Source organism: Agrococcus sp. TF02-05, assembly GCF_017565345.1.
Taxonomy (GTDB): domain Bacteria; phylum Actinomycetota; class Actinomycetes; order Actinomycetales; family Microbacteriaceae; genus Agrococcus; species Agrococcus pavilionensis.
This window is the reverse complement of record NZ_JAGEKO010000008.1, coordinates 51,813-66,524: the sequence shown is the minus strand read 5'-3', so window position 1 is coordinate 66,524 and position 14,712 is coordinate 51,813. Positions and strand designations below refer to the sequence as shown.

The following is a 14,712-nucleotide window of genomic DNA, read 5'->3' as shown; positions in this document are numbered from 1 at the left end:
GGCGGCCCGTCCCGGAGCTCGAGCCGCGCTGATCGCGAGGTGACGGTCGAAGCGGCCCGAGCGCCCGACGTCGAGGTCGGCGGGGCCGATTCAGCGAGCGGATGCGGTGGCGATGGGTCCGGAGGATGCCGGCGCGGCCCCGTCTGGAGCCGCCTCGAGCTCGAGCCGGCGGCGCGCCCCGCGCGGCAGCGCGCCGGAGCCCAGCAGCACGCCCAGCACCACGACGCCCGCGCCGGCGAGCTCGCCGGCGGTGAGCGTCTCGCCGAGCGCCGCCCACGCGGTCAGCAGGCCGACGATCGGCACGAGCATCGAGAACGGCGCGATGCGCGACGAGGGATGGCGGGCGAGCAACCAGGTCCAGATGCCGCTGCCGACGACCGTGCCGAGCAGCACGGTGTAGCCGAGGCCGGCGAGCGCGAGCAGTCCCGTCGTGGTCTCGAGGCCCACGAACGACGCGCCGATCGCGGCCGGCCCCTCGGCCCAGAGTGAGACCGCGAGCATCGGCACGACCGGCACCACCGACATCCAGAGCGTCAGGTGCATGGGCTTCGACGGTCGGGCCAGCCTGTTCGAGAGGTTGCCCAGCGCCCAGCCGAGCGCGCCAAGCAGCGTGAGCAGGAACGGCCCGAGGGCAGCCGAGCCGAGCTGCTGCCAGCCGATCGCGGTGAGGCCGGCGACGGCGAGCAAGATGCCGATCACCTGCCCGCGGTCGAGGCGCTCCCGCAGCAGCGTGGCGCCCAGGAGCACCGTCATCGGCGCGGAGGACTGCAGCACGAGCGAGGCGAGGCCCGCCGGCATCCCGGTCGCCATCGCCCAGTACAGGAACAGGAACTGCAGGGTCCCGAAGCCGAGGCCGTAGCCGAGCAGCCAGCGCAGCGGCACGTCCGGGCGGGGGACGAGCAGCACGGTCGGCACCGCGAGCAGCGCGAAGCGCAGCGCGACGAGGAAGAACGGCGGGAACTGCTCGAGCGAGAGGTGGATCGCGAGGAAGTTGAGCCCCCAGAGCACCGCCACCAGGATCGCCATCAGCCGCTCTCGGGTGGACATCGCACGCGGGATCATGGCGGAAGCCGATCAGACATCGACCTTGCAGCACAAGCGAACGTTGCTCAGGTATCTGTGTAGCGTTGCTGCATGGAGCTGCGAGACCTGGTGCTGCTGCGGGAGCTCGACGAGCGGGGGAGCCTCACGGCCGTCGCTCGCGCGCTGTCGGTGACGCCCTCCGCCGTCTCGCAGCGGCTCCGCTCACTCGAGCGCACGCTTGGCCTCGCGCTCACCGAACCCGTCGGTCGCGGCGTGCGGCTCACCGCGCCGGGGCGACTGCTCGCGGTGGGCGCGGTCGAGGTCGCCGCCGCCGTCGCGAGCGTCGAGGCGCGTCTCGCCGCCTTCCAGGGCGGCATCGTGGGTCGCGTCGACGTCGCGGCGCTCCCGAGCGCGGGGGTGGTGCTGCTGCCCGCGCTGCTCTCCATGCTCGTCGGCGATGTGGAGGTCCGCGTGCACGACCACGACGTCGCCGAGGTCGACTACGCGGCCCTCGCGCGCGACCACGACCTCGTGATCGGGCACCGCATGGCGCGGTCGCCTCGGCCCGACTGGCAGCACCTGCGCGTCGTCGACCTGCTGCGCGAGCCGCTCGACATCGCCCTGCCCGCCGCGCATCCGCTCGCCTCGCGCGAGGTGCTGACACCCGCCGACGTCGCGGGGGAGCAGTGGATCGGGGTGCCCGAGGGGTACCCCTTCGACGACCTGCGCCTCGCGATCGAGGATGCGGCGCGCGAGCGCTTCCGCATCGTCCAGCGGATGCGCGACAACCGGCTCGTCGAAGCACTCGTCGAGGCAGGGATGGGGATCGGCATCCTGCCGCGGCTCAGCACGCGACCGTCGGCCGGGGTGCGTCTCGTGCCGCTGCGCGGCGTCGCCGCCGGACGGATCATCAGCGCGCTCGCGCGGCCCGAGGTCGCCGAGCGCGCCGTCGTGCTCCACGTGCTCGACGCGCTGCGCGCGTGCGCCGCCGAGATCGCGCCCGCGACGCGCCGGTGAGGTCGAACCGGTCCCCGGCGCGGTGCTATGATCGTCCGGTTGCCTGCACAGGCTTCGCCCCGGTAGCTCAGTGGTAGAGCACTTCCATGGTAAGGAAGGGGTCGCGAGTTCAATCCTCGCCCGGGGCTCGCGTTCGCTCGACGCTTCGGGCTCGGGTGGGCGTCCTGGCGGGGTAGCTCAGTTGGTGAGAGCGCACGACTCATAATCGTGAGGTCGCGGGTTCGAACCCCGCCCTCGCTACCGCCGGAGATGCAGGGGATCGGGCCGACGCCCGATCCCCTTCTCCGTCCCCACGCCACCGCGAATCGGGGCATGGACGCGCGTCCGACCCGGGAGTACCCTGCGTGCCACGACAGGCCGCGCAGCCTGCCTCGATGCCGAGGAGGACTCGATGTCCACGATCGCGCGACGCACGATGTCACCGTCGCTCACGGCGAAGCCGTCGCAGCACCACCACGACGCGCCGGTCCGCACGCAGGTCGCATGGCCGACCGCAGCCCGCCCCTTCGTCACCGACGGCGGGCTCGAGACCGATCTCATCTACAACCGCGGCGAGGAGCTGCGCGAGTTCGCCGCCTACCCGCTCGTGCGCACCGAGCGCGGTCGCGCGCTGCTCGAGGAGTACTTCGACGGCTACGCGGCGATCGCGCGCGAGCACGGCACCGGCCTCGTGCTCGAGACGCCCACCTGGCGCGCGAGCGCCGATTGGGGAGCGCGGCTCGGCGATTCGCGCCGCGAGCTCTACGACGTCAACGTGCAGGCCGTCCGGCACCTCCTGCGCTTGCGCGAGGAGCGCTACGCCGACATCTCCGACGTGCTCATCAGCGGCGCGATGGGGCCGCGCGCCGACGCGTACGCCGACATCCCGCCGATCGACCCCGACGACGCGCAGATGTACCACGAGCCGCAGATCGACGCCTTCGCCGAGGGCGGCGTCGACCTCGTCACCGCCTTCACGCTCTCCGACCCGGGGGAGGCGGTCGGCCTCGCCCGCGCCGCGTTCTACCACGGGCTCCCCGTCGTCATCGGCTTCACCGTCGAGGCCGACGGGCGGCTGCGCGGCGGGATGCCGCTGCGCGAGGCGATCGAGACCGTGGATGCCGAGACCGACACCGTCCACTACATGCTCAACTGCGCGCATCCGCAGCACATCCTCCGCGGACTCGACGAGGGCACCTGGCGGCGGCGCATCGTGAGCGTGCGCTACAACGCCTCCACGCGGACGCACGCCGAGCTCGATCGCGCGACGACCCTCGACGCGGGCGACATCGGCGAGCTGCGCCGAGGGCACGCCGAGCTGCGCGCGCAGCTGCCGAACCTCGCGATCGTCGGAGGCTGCTGCGGCACCGACGCCCGCCACATCGCCGCCCTCTGGGAGGACCGCACGCTCGCGTGAAGCGCCCCCTCCGTAGACTGGCCGGGTGCCAGTCAACCCCGAGATCCAGGGCAGGCAGTACCCGCCCACGCCGCCCTACCTCGTCGGCCGCGAGAAGGTGCGCGAGTTCGCGCGCGCGGTGCAGGCAGGGCACCCGCTGCACCACGACGTCGAGGCCGCTCGCGCCGCGGGCCACGCCGACGTCATCGCGCCGCCGACGTTCCCGATCGTCATCCAGCAGCTCACCTGGAACCAGCTGCTCGACGACCCCGCCGCCGGGATCGTGCTCGAGCGCATCGTGCACGGCGACCAGCGCTTCACGGCCACGCGCGCGATCGTCGCCGGCGACGAGCTCACCGGGCAGCTGACCGTCACGCGCGTGCGCTCGCTCGGCGGCAACGACATGGTCACGTGCGAGACGCGCGTGACGGATGCGTCGGGCGAGCACGTGGTGACGGCCACGTCGTCGCTCGTGGTGGCGGGGGAGCCGGCATGAGCGCGCTCGTCGGCCTCGAGGTGGGCCAGGTCGTCGCCGAGCGCGACATCGCGCTCTCGCGCGAGTCGCTCGTGCGCTACGCCGGCGCCTCCGGCGACTTCAACCCCATCCACTACCGCGACGACGTCGCCGCGTCGGTCGGCCTGCCGGGCGTGCTCGCGCACGGGATGCTCACGATGGGCGTCGCCGTGCAGCCCGTCGTCGCCTGGGCGGGGCCCGAGCGCGTGCTCGACTACCAGGTGCGCTTCACGCGGCCCGTGGTCGTCGACCCCGAGACCGGTGCCGCGCTCCACGTCGTCGCGAAGGTCGGGCAGCTCGGCGAGGGCACGGCGCGCATCGACCTCACGGTGACGAGCGCCGAGCAGACCGTGCTCGGCAAGGCGCAGGTCGTCGTGAAGACCGACGGATGAGCGCCCCGCAGCGCCTCGCCGACGCGACGACCATGCGGGTGGGCGGCGAGGCCGCCCGCTGGATCGAGGCGACGACGCGCGAGGAGGTCGCCGCGGCCTACGCCGAGGCGCTCGCCGACGACCACGAGCCGCTGCTGCTGCTCGGCGGCGGCTCCAACACGGTCGCGTCGTCCGAGCCGTTCGAGGGCACCGTGCTGCAGATCTCGACCCGGGGCATCCGCGCCCTGCCCGCCGCCCCGCCGCCGCATCGCCCGGCGGGGGAGGAGCCGCCGCCCGACGACTCGGTCGTGCTGCGCGTGGAGGCGGGCGAGCCGTGGGACGCGCTCGTCGAGCGCACGGTCGCGGAGGGGCTCGCGGGCATCGAGGCGCTCAGCGGCGTGCCGGGCTCGACCGGCGCCGCGCCGATCCAGAACATCGGCGCCTACGGCCAGGAGCTCTCGTCGACGCTCGTCGGCCTCGAGCTGCTCGAGGCAGACACGCTCGAGACCCGCTTCGTGCCGGCGGCCGAGCTGCGGCTCGGCTACCGCGACTCGGCGATGAAGCAGGGCGTGCTGCGCGGCGTCGTGCTCTCGGTCGACCTGCGCCTGCGGCGCTCGGCCGACGGTCGCAGCCAGCCGATCGCCTACCAGCAGCTCGCGTCAGCGCTCGGCGTCGAGCTCGGCACGCGCGTGCCGCTCGAGGACGTGCGCGCATCGGTGCTCGCGCTGCGCTCCTCGAAGGGCATGGTGCTCTCGGACGACCCCGATTCGGTGAGCGCCGGCTCCTTCTTCACGAACCCGGTCGTCTCCGCGCGGTTCGCCGCCGGGCTGCCCGACGACGCGCCCCGCTGGTCGGTCGCGCCCGAGCCGCAGCCGGTCGTGCTCCCGCTCGGCGCCGACGACGCCGTGCCGCCGCTCGAGCGGCCCGTGCCGCGCGTGAAGCTCTCGGCCGCGTGGCTCATCGAGCACTCGGGCATCGGCCGCGGCTTCTCGCTCCCGGGCTCGCGCGCGGCGATCTCGTCGAAGCACACGCTCGCGCTCACGAACCGCGGCGGTGCGACGGGCGAGGAGATCGCCGAGCTCGCGCGCTTCGTGCAGGCTCGCGTCGAGAACCAGTGGGGCGTGCACCTCGTGCCCGAGCCCGTGCTCGTCGGCCTGCAGCTGTAGGCGCACCAGCCCGCGCGGGAATGCGCGCGACGCGGCCGCGGTTGCCGCTGCCATGACCGCTCCCATGCAGCTGCGCCTCGTCGTCGAGGCGGAGGACTTCGAGGCCGCGCTCGCGTTCTACCGCGATGCGCTCGGCCTGCCCGAGATCGCGGCGTTCGAGGGCGACGGCGAGGCGCGCGTCGCGATCCTCGACGCCGGTCGCGCGACGCTCGAGCTCGCGAACCCCGCGCAGAAGCGCATGATCGACCGGATCGAGGCCGACGGGCGGGAGAGCCCGCGGATGCGCGTCGCGTTCGAGGTCGACGACGCCGAGGGCGTCACGCGACGGCTCGAGACCGCCGGTGCGACCGTGATCGCCGAGCCCGTTGAGACGCCGTGGCGCTCGCGGAACGCGCGACTCGAGGGTCCCGCCGACCTCACGCTCACCCTCTTCGAGGAGCTCGATGGCGAGGAGCGCTTCGTCCCGGTGGGATAGGGCTCAGAGCAGGCCGCGCTCGATCGCGACCGCGACCGCCGAGGTGCGATCGCGCACGCCGAGCTTCGCGAAGATCGACTGCACGTGCGTCTTCACCGTCGCCTCGCCGATGAACAGCGCGCGACCGATCGCCGCGTTCGTCGCGCCCGCCTTCATGCGCTCGAGCACCTCCCGCTCGCGGGCAGAGAGTGCGAGCGCCGGACCGCGCTGGCGGTCGGCGAGCGCTCGCGCGACGGTCGGCGCCATCGCGCGCTCGCCCCGAGCGACCGCGCGCACCGCGGCGAAGATCTCGAGCGGCGGCGCGGCCTTCAGCAGGTAGCCGGTCGCGCCCGCCTCCGTCGCCGCCAGGATGTCGGCATCGGAGTCGTAGGTCGTCAGCACGAGCACGCGCGTCTGCGGCAGCTCCGCGAGGATGCGCCGGGTCGCCTCCGCGCCGCCGACCCCCGGCATCCGCAGGTCGGTGAGCACGACGTCGGGGCGCTCCTGCCGCGCGAGCGCGACGAGCGCCTCGCCGTCGGCCGCCTGCCCGACGACCTCGATGTCGTCCGCCTCCGCCAGCAGCGCCGCGAGGCCGCCGCGCACGACCGGGTGGTCGTCGGCGACCGCGACCCGGATCACGCCGCCCCCGCGCCGACCCGAGCGACGACGCGCGTGCCCGCGGGCGAGGAGTCGATCTCGAGGCTGCCGCCCGCGAGCGACATCCGCTCGTCGAGGCCCTGCAGCCCGAGTCCCCGCCGCACCGCGGCGCGGTCGAACCCGCGCCCGTCGTCGGCGACCTCGAGCCGCACGCCGGACGCATCCGCCGTCAGGGTGACCCCGACGCTCGCCGCGCTGGCGTGCTTGCGCACGTTCGCGAGCGACTCCTGCGCCGTGCGCAGGAGCGCCGCCTGCGCGTCGACCGGCAGCTCGACCGCGACCGCCTCGACCCGCACCGCGATGCCCGTCTCGGCCGCGAAGCGCTCGCCGAGCCGCTCGAGCGCGATCGGCAGCCCGTCGTCGAGGCCGACGGGTGCGTTCGCGGCGACGAGCCCGCGCACCTCGGCGAGCGCGCCCTGCGCGAGCTCCTCGACCGCGGCGAGCGTCGCCGCGTCGGCGCCGCGGCGCTGCGCGAGCATCGCGATCGCGGCGAGGTCCTGCGCGATCGTGTCGTGGAGGTCGCGGGCGATGCGCGCCCGCTCGGCGGCGGTCGCGTGCTCGCCGCTCAGCCGTGCGATCGAGGCCTGCGCGGCCTCGAGCTCGGCGATGAGCCGGTCGCGCTCCTCGGTCGCCCGCGAGAGCCCCGAGATCCACAGGCCGATGACCATGCTGAAGGCGAAGCTGAGCGACTGCGTCGTCGTGAGCAGCCACGCGTCGCCGCCCGAGAGCAGGAACGCGGCCAGCACGGCCGCGAAGAGCGCGACGTTCGCGACCACGGCTCGACGGATGCTGTCGCACGAGGCGACCCACAGGAGCGGCGCGGCGAGCGCCTGGGTGCCGGCGAGCGGCGGATACGCGAAGGCAGCGACCGCGGTGCCGACGACCGCGGCGACCTGGAAGGCGGTGCTCGGCCGCTCCTCGAGCATCGCCCGGCGCGCGAGCGGGTAGGCGGCGCCGACCGTGAGCACCCCGGCGGCGCCGAGCGCGATCGACGGCAGGTCGCCCGCGAAGCCCGCGACGACGAGCAGCACGACGACCCCGATGCCGACGAACGCATCCCACATCCGCGGGTCCTCGATGGCCGTCGCGCGCACGCGAGCGGCGCCGGGAGCGCTCTCGCCCCCGGCGCGCAGCGGCTCGCTCGCCGTCATGTCGTCCTCCGGTCAGCCCCGCTTGATCCAGCGGAACGTCAGCGCTGCCACCACGGTACCGACCACCGCCCAGATCCCGAGGGCCATCGCGACGCCCTGCAGGTTCCACGCCTCGCCGACCTCGAGGTGGTGGGCGATCTCGGGCAGCAGCGCGAAGCGCATCCCGTGCCCGACCCACGCGAGTGGGAAGAGGTTCGCGATCGTCTGCAGCCACTCCGGCAGCATCGGGAAGGCGAGGTAGATGCCCGAGACGAACTGCAGGATGAGCGCGAGCGGGATGACGACGGCGGATGCGCTGCTCACGGTGCGGGGGATCTGCGCGACCGCGACGCCCAGCACCGCGAAGCACACGAGCGCGCCGAAGAACACCCAAGCGAGCGCGAACCAGCGCTCGGGCTCGGTCGGGAGGTCGATGCCGAAGGCGCCGACCGCGACGGCCAGCAGGAGCGCCGCCTGGGCGAGCGAGGTGACGAGCAGCTGGCCGAGCTTGCCGAGGAAGTAGGAGAGCACCGGGAGCGGGGTCGCGGCGAGCCGCTGCAGCGTGCCGTCGTTGCGCTCGACCGCGATCTCGATCCCGAGGTTCTGCACGCCAGAGAGGAACACGCCGGCCGCGAGCATCGCGGGGACGTAGTAGTGGGCCTGCGTCACCTGCTGGCCCTCGAGCTCGAGCATCGCCGGCAGCGAGCCGAACGCGCTCGCGAAGATCGCGAACAGCAGCACGGGGAACAGGAAGGTGAACACGAGCGCGTCGCTGCGGCGGAAGTACTGCAGCAGCTCGATGCGCACGCGGTCGGCGGCGCACCGCAGCGTGTGGCCGGGTCGGAGGCCGGTGCGCGCGGGGGCGGCGCCGGCGGTGAGCGGAGCGATGGCGGTCATGCTGCAGCCTCCTCGGGCTGGTCGTCGGCGTCGTCGCCGATGAGGGAGAGGTAGACGTCCTCGAGCGAGGGGCGCATGATCTCGAGGTCGGCGGGCTCGCCGCGCAGCTGTCGCACGACCGCGGCGGGCTCGTGCGTGCGCACCTCGTGGTGGCCCGACGCATCCGACCACCGCACGATCGGCGTGCGCGCGTCGGCGCCGCCGATGCGGTCGGTGCGATCCATCGCGAGCAGCCGGCCGCCGGCGATGATGCCCGCGCGGTCGGCGAGCTGCTCCGCCTCGTCGAGGTAGTGGGTCGTGAGCAGGATGGTCGTGCCGTCGGCCGCGACGTCGCGGATGAGCTGCCAGAAGGCGCGCCGCGCCTGCGGGTCGAAGCCCGTGGTCGGCTCGTCGAGGAAGAGCACCTCGGGCCGGCCGATGATGCCGAGGGCGACGTCGACGCGGCGCTGCTGGCCGCCCGAGAGCTTGCCGACCGGGCGCTTCGCGTGCTCGGCGAGCCCCACTGCGGCGATCGTCTCGTCGACGTCGCGCGCCGAGGGGAAGACGCGCGCGAAGTGGGTGAGGATCTCGCGCACCGTCAGCGCATCGGCCTGGCCGGTCGACTGCAGGACGACGCCGATGCGGCTGCGCCACGCGCGGTCGGCGTGCCGCGGGTCGACGCCGAGCACGCTCGCGGCGCCGCTCGTCGGCGTGCGGAAGCCCTCGAGCATCTCGACCGTCGTCGACTTGCCGGCCCCGTTGGGGCCGAGCAGCGCGAAGGTCTCGCCGGGCTCGATGCGGAAGGAGACGTCGTCGACGACGGTGCGCGCGCCGTAGCGCTTCGTGAGGCCGTCGGCGAGTACGGCGGGTGCGGTGGTCATGGCACCAGGCTCGCGCGGGCCGCGCCCCTCGGCATCCACCGATCGGTGGGTCGGAGCGCGTCAGCCGAGCGCGCGCGAGAGCCAGTCGATCGCGGAGCGCCGGTGCGCTGCCGCGAGCCGCGAGCCGCCCGCGATCGCGTCGAGGCCGTGGGGCGCGCCGGGCACGACGTCGAGCTGCACGTCGACGCCCGCCTCGCGCAGCCGCTCGGCATAGTCGACGTCCTCGTCGTGGAACAGGTCGATGTCGCCGACGCCGATCCACGCGGGCGGCAGCCCCCGCAGGTCGTCGCGGCGCGCGGGCACGGCGTGCTCGGGAACGGTCGCCGCGCCGGGCTCTCGGGCGAGCAGCGCGCGCCAGCCGAGCCGGTTGGCGCGGTTGTCCCAGACGAAGTGCCGCTCGGCGTCGAGCTCGGTGCGCGCGGCGGTGCGGTCGTCGAGCATCGGGCAGAAGAGCAGCTGCGCGACGGGCTGCGCGCCGCCGGCGTCGAGCAGGCGCTGCGCGAGCGAGGCCGCGAGGCCCGCGCCCGCGCTCTGCCCGCCGACGGCGATGCGCTCGTGCCCCTGTGCGACGAGCGCTGCGAACACGCGCTCGCAGTCGTCGAGCGGAGCGGGGAAGGGATGCTCGGGCGCGAGCCGGTAGTCGACGCTCACGACCGCGATCCCGACGCGCGCGGCGATCTCGGAGCACACGCGGTCGTCCATGTGCGGCGCGCCGATGATCATGCCGCCGCCGTGCACCCACAGCAGCACCGCGTCCGAGCGGATGCTCGGCGGCGCGTAGGTGCGCACGCGCACGCCGCCGAGGCGCTCCCGGCGGATGCGCACCCCCGCCGCTCGCGGCCAGCGGATGAGGCGCGGGGCGACGCGGCCGAGCCAGCGGCCGATCGGGCGGCGCAGGTCGACGCCGCGGAGCGTCGCGACTGCCTCGCGCAGCTCCGGATCGACGCGCTCGAGCTCCACGGGGGTCGCTCCGGGAGGCTACGCGGCGAACAGGCGCTGCAGGCGCTGGACGCCCTCGAGCAGCGCCTCGTCGCCGAGCGCGTACGAGAAGCGCAGGTAGCCGGAGGGGCCGAACGCCTCGCCGGGCACCGCGGCGACCTCGGCCTGCTCGAGCATGAGGTCGGCGAGCTCGAGCGACGTCTCGGCGCGCACGCCGCCCCACTCCCTGCCCAGCAGCCCCGACACATCCGCGTAGACGTAGAACGCACCCTTCGGCGTCGGCACCGAGAAGCCGGGGATGCGCGAGAGCTCCTCGACGATCGTGCGGCGGCGCCGGTCGAAGGCTGCGAGCATGTCGGCGACCGCGTCCTGCGGGCCGGTGAGCGCCTCGAGCGCGCCGCGCTGCGCGACGTTGTTGACGTTGCTCGTCAGGTGCGACTGCAGGTTGCCGGCGGCCTTGATGACGTCGGCGGGACCGACCATCCAGCCCACGCGCCAGCCGGTCATCGCGTAGGTCTTCGCGACGCCGTTGACGAGGATCGTGCGGTCGGCGAGCGCCGGCAGCGCCTCGACGACCGACACCGCGCGCTCGCCGTCGTAGACGAGGTTCTGGTAGATCTCGTCGCTCACGACCCACAGGCCGTTGGCGTCGGCCCACTCGGCGATCTCGCGGATGCGCTCGGCCGGGTAGACGGCGCCCGTCGGGTTCGAGGGGCTCACCATGAGCAGCGCCTTCGTGCGCTCGGTGCGCGCGGCCTCGAGCTGATCGACGGTGACGAGGTAGCCCTGCTCGGCGCCCGCGAAGACGTCGACCTGGCGCGCGCCCGTGAGGCCGATCGCCTCGGGGTAGGTGGTCCAGTAGGGCGTCGGCACGAGCACCTCGTCGCCCGGGTCGAGGATGGTCTGGAAGGCCTGGTAGACCGACTGCTTGCCGCCGTTCGTGACGAGCGTCTGGCTCGGCTCGACCTCGAGGCCCGAGTCGCGCTTCGTCTTCGCCGCGATGGCCTCGCGCAGCTCGGGCAGGCCCGGCGCGGGCGTGTAGCGATAGTTCTTCGGGTCGGCGAGCGCGCGCTGCGCCGCCTCGACGATGTTCGGCGGCGTGGCGAAGTCGGGCTCGCCCGCGGCGTAGCTGATGACGTCGCGGCCGGCGGCCTTGAGCGCCTTGGCCTTCGCGTCGACCTTGAGGGTCGCGGACTCGTTGATGGCGGCGATGCGCGCGGCGATGCGGTTCACGGCTCCCAGCCTACGAGGACGCGCATCCGCCGCGACGACATGGCGGATCGGCCGCGACGGGCGACTCGCCTCGCGGCTGGCACCGGATGGTCGCCTGGGCCGGCGGTCGAGCGACCGATCCGTACTACCCTGCCTTCGCGCGCAGCCGGACCTCGGCGCGCCACCGCAGGTCCGCGACACTCGGCGAAGTGGACAGCGGGTGCCGCGCCGAAGTATGCTGTTCCCTCGGTGGTTGACAACCGCCATGATGTCGCACGCCCCGGCCGGTGCTGACAGCATGGCTCTCCACCCGCCCAGGGCGGTGGCGCAATTGGTAGCGCAGCGGTCTCCAAAACCGCAGGTTGCAGGTTCGAGTCCTGTCCGCCCTGCAGAAGGCGCCGGAACGGCGCTTGACTGGCCTCGGCAGCAGCCGGGCCGAACGAATCGAAGGGTCACCGTGGCTGAGAACGCGATCGAGGAGGCACCCCGCACGCGCGAGGGCGGCTCTCGCAACCCGTTCCTGCGCCTGTGGACCTTCCTCAAGGAAGTCCTGGTCGAGCTCCGCAAGGTCGTCACGCCGACGCGCAAGGAGCTGATCCGCTACACGCTCGTCGTGCTGGTGTTCGTGGTGTTCATGATGCTCCTGGTGTCGGGCCTCGACCTGCTGTTCGGCTCGCTCGTGGGCTGGGTCTTCGGCGACATCCCGCTGTTCGGCCTCGCTTGAACCCGACGCGGAACGTGAAGGAGAAGGTGGACTGTGTCTGACGTCAACGACCTCGACATCGAGCTGAACAAGGCGCTCGACGACCTCGTCCCGGACGAGGCCAAGCCCGAGGAGCCCGCGACCGACCCCTACGAGGACTTCAAGCGCGAGATGCGCCTCAAGCCCGGCAAGTGGTACGTCATCCACTCGTACGCCGGCTACGAGAAGAAGGTCAAGGCCAACATCGCCTCGCGCGCCGAGAACATGCAGGTCGACGGCATCTACGAGATCCAGGTCCCGACCGAGGACGTGCTGGAGACGAAGAACGGCCAGGCCAAGCGCGTGAACCGCGTGCGCGTGCCCGGCTACGTGCTCTGCCGCATGGACCTGAACGAGGACACCTGGTCGGTCGTGCGCCACACGCCCGGCGTGACCGGCTTCGTGGGCAACGCCCACAACCCGGCCCCGCTGCGCTTCGACGAGGCGTTCACGATGCTCAAGCCCATCGCCGACGAGCAGCTCGCCGAGCAGCAGAAGGCGGCGCCCTCGCAGCAGCCCAACCAGGTCACGGTCGAGGTCGACTTCGAGGTCGGCGAGACCATCACGATCACCGAGGGCTCGTTCGCGGGCTTCCCCGGCACCATCAGCGAGATCCAGCCGGCGAGCCGCAAGCTCACCGTGCTCGTCAGCCTGTTCGAGCGCGAGACTCCGGTCGAGCTCGGCTTCGGCCAGGTCAGCAAGCTCTAGTCCCTCTCAAGAGGGCTGGATGCGGTCCCGGGCCCCGAGCGTGCCCGCGCGACCGCGACACATCAAGAAGGAAGAGACATGGCACCCAAGAAGAAGGTCACGGGTCTGATCAAGCTGCAGATCCAGGCCGGCGCCGCCAACCCCGCCCCGCCGGTCGGTCCGGCGCTCGGTCAGCACGGCGTCAACATCATGGAGTTCTGCAAGGCGTACAACGCCGCGACGGAGAACCAGCGCGGCAACGTCATCCCGGTCGAGATCACCGTCTACGAGGACCGCTCGTTCGACTTCGTGCTCAAGACCCCGCCGGCCGCAGAGCTCATCAAGAAGGCCGCTGGCGTCAAGAAGGGCTCCGGCGTCCCGCACACCACGAAGGTGGGCAAGCTGACGATGGCGCAGGTCGAGGAGATCGCGCAGCAGAAGCTCGTCGACCTCAACGCGAACGACATCGAGGGCGCGAAGAAGATCGTCGCCGGCACTGCCCGCTCCATGGGCATCACCGTCGAGGGCTGACCTCGGCATCCGAGCCGCTCGGCTCATCAGTGGGAGCGCCGGCCAGGCGCGCACCGCGAACTCTGATCTAGGAGATCCACATGGCACAGAAGTCCAAGGCCTACCGGGCCGCAGCCGAGAAGATCGAGGCTGGCAAGCAGTACACCCCCGCCGAGGCCGTCGCGCTCGCTCGCGAGACCGGCTCGGCGAAGACCGACTCGACCGTCGAGGTCGCGCTCAAGCTCGGCGTCGACCCGCGCAAGGCTGACCAGATGGTCCGCGGTACCGTTTCTCTTCCTCACGGCACCGGCAAGACCGCTCGCGTCATCGTCTTCGCGCAGGGCCCGGCCGCTGAGGCCGCCATCGCCGCCGGCGCCGACGAGGTCGGCTCCGACGAGCTCATCGAGAAGGTCGCGGGCGGCTGGACGCAGTTCGACGCCGCCGTCGCGAGCCCCGAGCTCATGGGCAAGGTCGGCCGACTCGGCAAGGTGCTCGGCCCCCGCGGCCTCATGCCGAACCCGAAGACCGGCACGGTCACCCCGAACGTCGCGCAGGCCGTGACGGACATCAAGGGCGGCCGCATCGAGTTCCGCGTCGACAAGCACGCCAACGTGCACTTCATCGTCGGCAAGGCCTCGTTCTCGGAGGAGCAGCTGCACGACAACATCAGCGCCGCGCTCGAGGAGGTCGTCCGCCTCAAGCCGTCGTCCTCCAAGGGCCGCTACATCCAGAAGGCCACGGTCTCGACGACCTTCGGCCCCGGCATCCCGGTGGACGTCACGTCCATCTGAGATGCGTCTCGCGCGAGAGCCCCGCTTCGGCGGGGCTCTCGTCGTATCCCGGCGCGCGGGACGCGCGCCGGCGCTGGCGTCGCGGCGGAGGCGCGAAAGCGCCTCCGCTTCCAGCTCCAGCGCGCGCTTCGGCGGGGCTCTCGTCGTATCCCGGCGCGCGCTTCGCCGGGGCTCGTCCTGCATCGGCACCGTCGTCACGCAATCGTGACCGCGCCGTGACATCGTTCGCGCTCTCCAGCGGCTAGGTTGGCCCTACGCATGCTCACGGCAGAGCCGCGAGCACTGCGATCAGTCCCTTCCACGAAAGGTCCAAGATCGTGAATCGATCCGCAAAGCGGCGCCTCCTCGCAGGCCTCGCGGGCGGCGC

At 73.0% G+C, this 14,712-nt stretch carries 16 protein-coding genes, 3 tRNA genes and 1 pseudogene; 13 read left to right on the top strand and 7 right to left on the bottom strand.

The genetic code is table 11. The annotated features are described in order from the left end of the window. Positions 1 to 90 precede the first annotated feature (90 nt). A complete protein-coding gene (locus tag JQT67_RS09250; RefSeq protein WP_374222126.1) occupies positions 91 to 1,026 on the bottom strand; it encodes an EamA family transporter in 936 nt (311 codons plus the stop codon). A gap of 108 nt (positions 1,027 to 1,134) precedes the next feature. Here JQT67_RS09250 and JQT67_RS09245 point away from each other — a divergent pair, with 108 nt between their 5' ends. From JQT67_RS09245 to JQT67_RS09210, 8 genes are all read left to right on the top strand, one after another. Further along, entirely contained in the window at positions 1,135 to 2,040 is a 906-nt protein-coding gene (locus tag JQT67_RS09245; protein WP_208064412.1) for a LysR family transcriptional regulator, read from the top strand. 56 nt (positions 2,041 to 2,096) lie between these two features. Then, positions 2,097 to 2,168: transfer RNA gene (locus JQT67_RS09240), tRNA-Thr, on the top strand. 38 nt (positions 2,169 to 2,206) lie between these two features. After that, positions 2,207 to 2,280 (top strand) — tRNA-Met (locus JQT67_RS09235). Between the two features lie 151 nt (positions 2,281 to 2,431). Then, positions 2,432 to 3,436, top strand: coding sequence for a homocysteine S-methyltransferase family protein (locus JQT67_RS09230; RefSeq protein ID WP_243755869.1), 1,005 nt, complete (start codon positions 2,432 to 2,434; stop codon positions 3,434 to 3,436). Between the two features lie 25 nt (positions 3,437 to 3,461). Beyond that, on the top strand, positions 3,462 to 3,911 hold the full coding sequence (locus JQT67_RS09225) for a MaoC family dehydratase N-terminal domain-containing protein (protein WP_208064411.1): 450 nt from the start codon (positions 3,462 to 3,464) through the stop codon (positions 3,909 to 3,911). Then, entirely contained in the window at positions 3,908 to 4,321 is a 414-nt protein-coding gene (locus tag JQT67_RS09220) for a MaoC/PaaZ C-terminal domain-containing protein (RefSeq protein ID WP_208064410.1), read from the top strand. Before JQT67_RS09225 ends, JQT67_RS09220 begins: the two co-directional genes overlap by 4 nt. Continuing rightward, a complete protein-coding gene (locus JQT67_RS09215; protein WP_208064409.1) occupies positions 4,318 to 5,466 on the top strand; it encodes a UDP-N-acetylmuramate dehydrogenase in 1,149 nt (382 codons plus the stop codon). The genes JQT67_RS09220 and JQT67_RS09215 overlap by 4 nt, the downstream gene beginning before the upstream one ends. A gap of 52 nt (positions 5,467 to 5,518) precedes the next feature. Next, positions 5,519 to 5,941 carry a VOC family protein gene (locus tag JQT67_RS09210; RefSeq protein WP_208064408.1) on the top strand — a complete coding sequence of 141 codons (423 nt, stop codon included), beginning with the start codon at positions 5,519 to 5,521 and terminating at the stop codon, positions 5,939 to 5,941. 3 nt (positions 5,942 to 5,944) lie between these two features. On the opposite strand, the gene JQT67_RS09205 is transcribed toward JQT67_RS09210, so the two are convergent. From JQT67_RS09205 to JQT67_RS09180, 6 genes are read right to left on the bottom strand one after another with little or no spacing between them, the layout of a single operon-like run. Then, positions 5,945 to 6,559 carry a response regulator transcription factor gene (locus JQT67_RS09205; RefSeq protein WP_208064407.1) on the bottom strand — a complete coding sequence of 205 codons (615 nt, stop codon included), beginning with the start codon at positions 6,557 to 6,559 and terminating at the stop codon, positions 5,945 to 5,947. Beyond that, positions 6,556 to 7,728, bottom strand: a complete 1,173-nt coding sequence (locus JQT67_RS09200; protein ID WP_208064406.1) for a sensor histidine kinase — start codon at positions 7,726 to 7,728, stop codon at positions 6,556 to 6,558. The genes JQT67_RS09205 and JQT67_RS09200 overlap by 4 nt, the downstream gene beginning before the upstream one ends. A gap of 12 nt (positions 7,729 to 7,740) precedes the next feature. Then, on the bottom strand, positions 7,741 to 8,604 hold the full coding sequence (locus JQT67_RS09195) for an ABC transporter permease (RefSeq protein WP_208064405.1): 864 nt from the start codon (positions 8,602 to 8,604) through the stop codon (positions 7,741 to 7,743). Beyond that, complete coding sequence (locus JQT67_RS09190) at positions 8,601 to 9,464, bottom strand: ABC transporter ATP-binding protein (protein ID WP_208064404.1); 864 nt, start codon at positions 9,462 to 9,464, stop codon at positions 8,601 to 8,603. The genes JQT67_RS09195 and JQT67_RS09190 overlap by 4 nt, the downstream gene beginning before the upstream one ends. Positions 9,465 to 9,524: 60 nt before the next feature. Beyond that, entirely contained in the window at positions 9,525 to 10,424 is a 900-nt protein-coding gene (locus JQT67_RS09185) for an alpha/beta hydrolase (protein WP_208064403.1), read from the bottom strand. An 18-nt stretch (positions 10,425 to 10,442) separates the two neighbouring features. Further along, on the bottom strand, positions 10,443 to 11,636 hold the full coding sequence (locus JQT67_RS09180; protein ID WP_374222125.1) for a pyridoxal phosphate-dependent aminotransferase: 1,194 nt from the start codon (positions 11,634 to 11,636) through the stop codon (positions 10,443 to 10,445). A gap of 295 nt (positions 11,637 to 11,931) precedes the next feature. On the opposite strand from JQT67_RS09180, the gene JQT67_RS09175 reads away from it, so the two are divergent. From JQT67_RS09175 to rplA, 5 genes and pseudogenes are all read left to right on the top strand, one after another. Next, positions 11,932 to 12,004, top strand: a tRNA-Trp gene (locus JQT67_RS09175). Between the two features lie 68 nt (positions 12,005 to 12,072). Further along, on the top strand, positions 12,073 to 12,339 hold the full coding sequence (gene secE, locus JQT67_RS09170; protein WP_021064900.1) for a preprotein translocase subunit SecE: 267 nt from the start codon (positions 12,073 to 12,075) through the stop codon (positions 12,337 to 12,339). Positions 12,340 to 12,459: 120 nt separating this feature from the next. Continuing rightward, positions 12,460 to 13,065: pseudogene (nusG, locus tag JQT67_RS09165) on the top strand (transcription termination/antitermination protein NusG); the annotation flags it as partial. A gap of 78 nt (positions 13,066 to 13,143) precedes the next feature. Then, the gene (gene rplK / locus JQT67_RS09160) at positions 13,144 to 13,575 is read left to right on the top strand and encodes a 50S ribosomal protein L11 (RefSeq protein WP_021009780.1); all 432 of its coding nucleotides are present in this window, start codon (positions 13,144 to 13,146) and stop codon (positions 13,573 to 13,575) included. Positions 13,576 to 13,655: 80 nt separating this feature from the next. Beyond that, positions 13,656 to 14,345, top strand: a complete 690-nt coding sequence (rplA, locus tag JQT67_RS09155; protein WP_208064402.1) for a 50S ribosomal protein L1 — start codon at positions 13,656 to 13,658, stop codon at positions 14,343 to 14,345. The last annotated feature ends 367 nt before the right edge of the window (positions 14,346 to 14,712 follow it).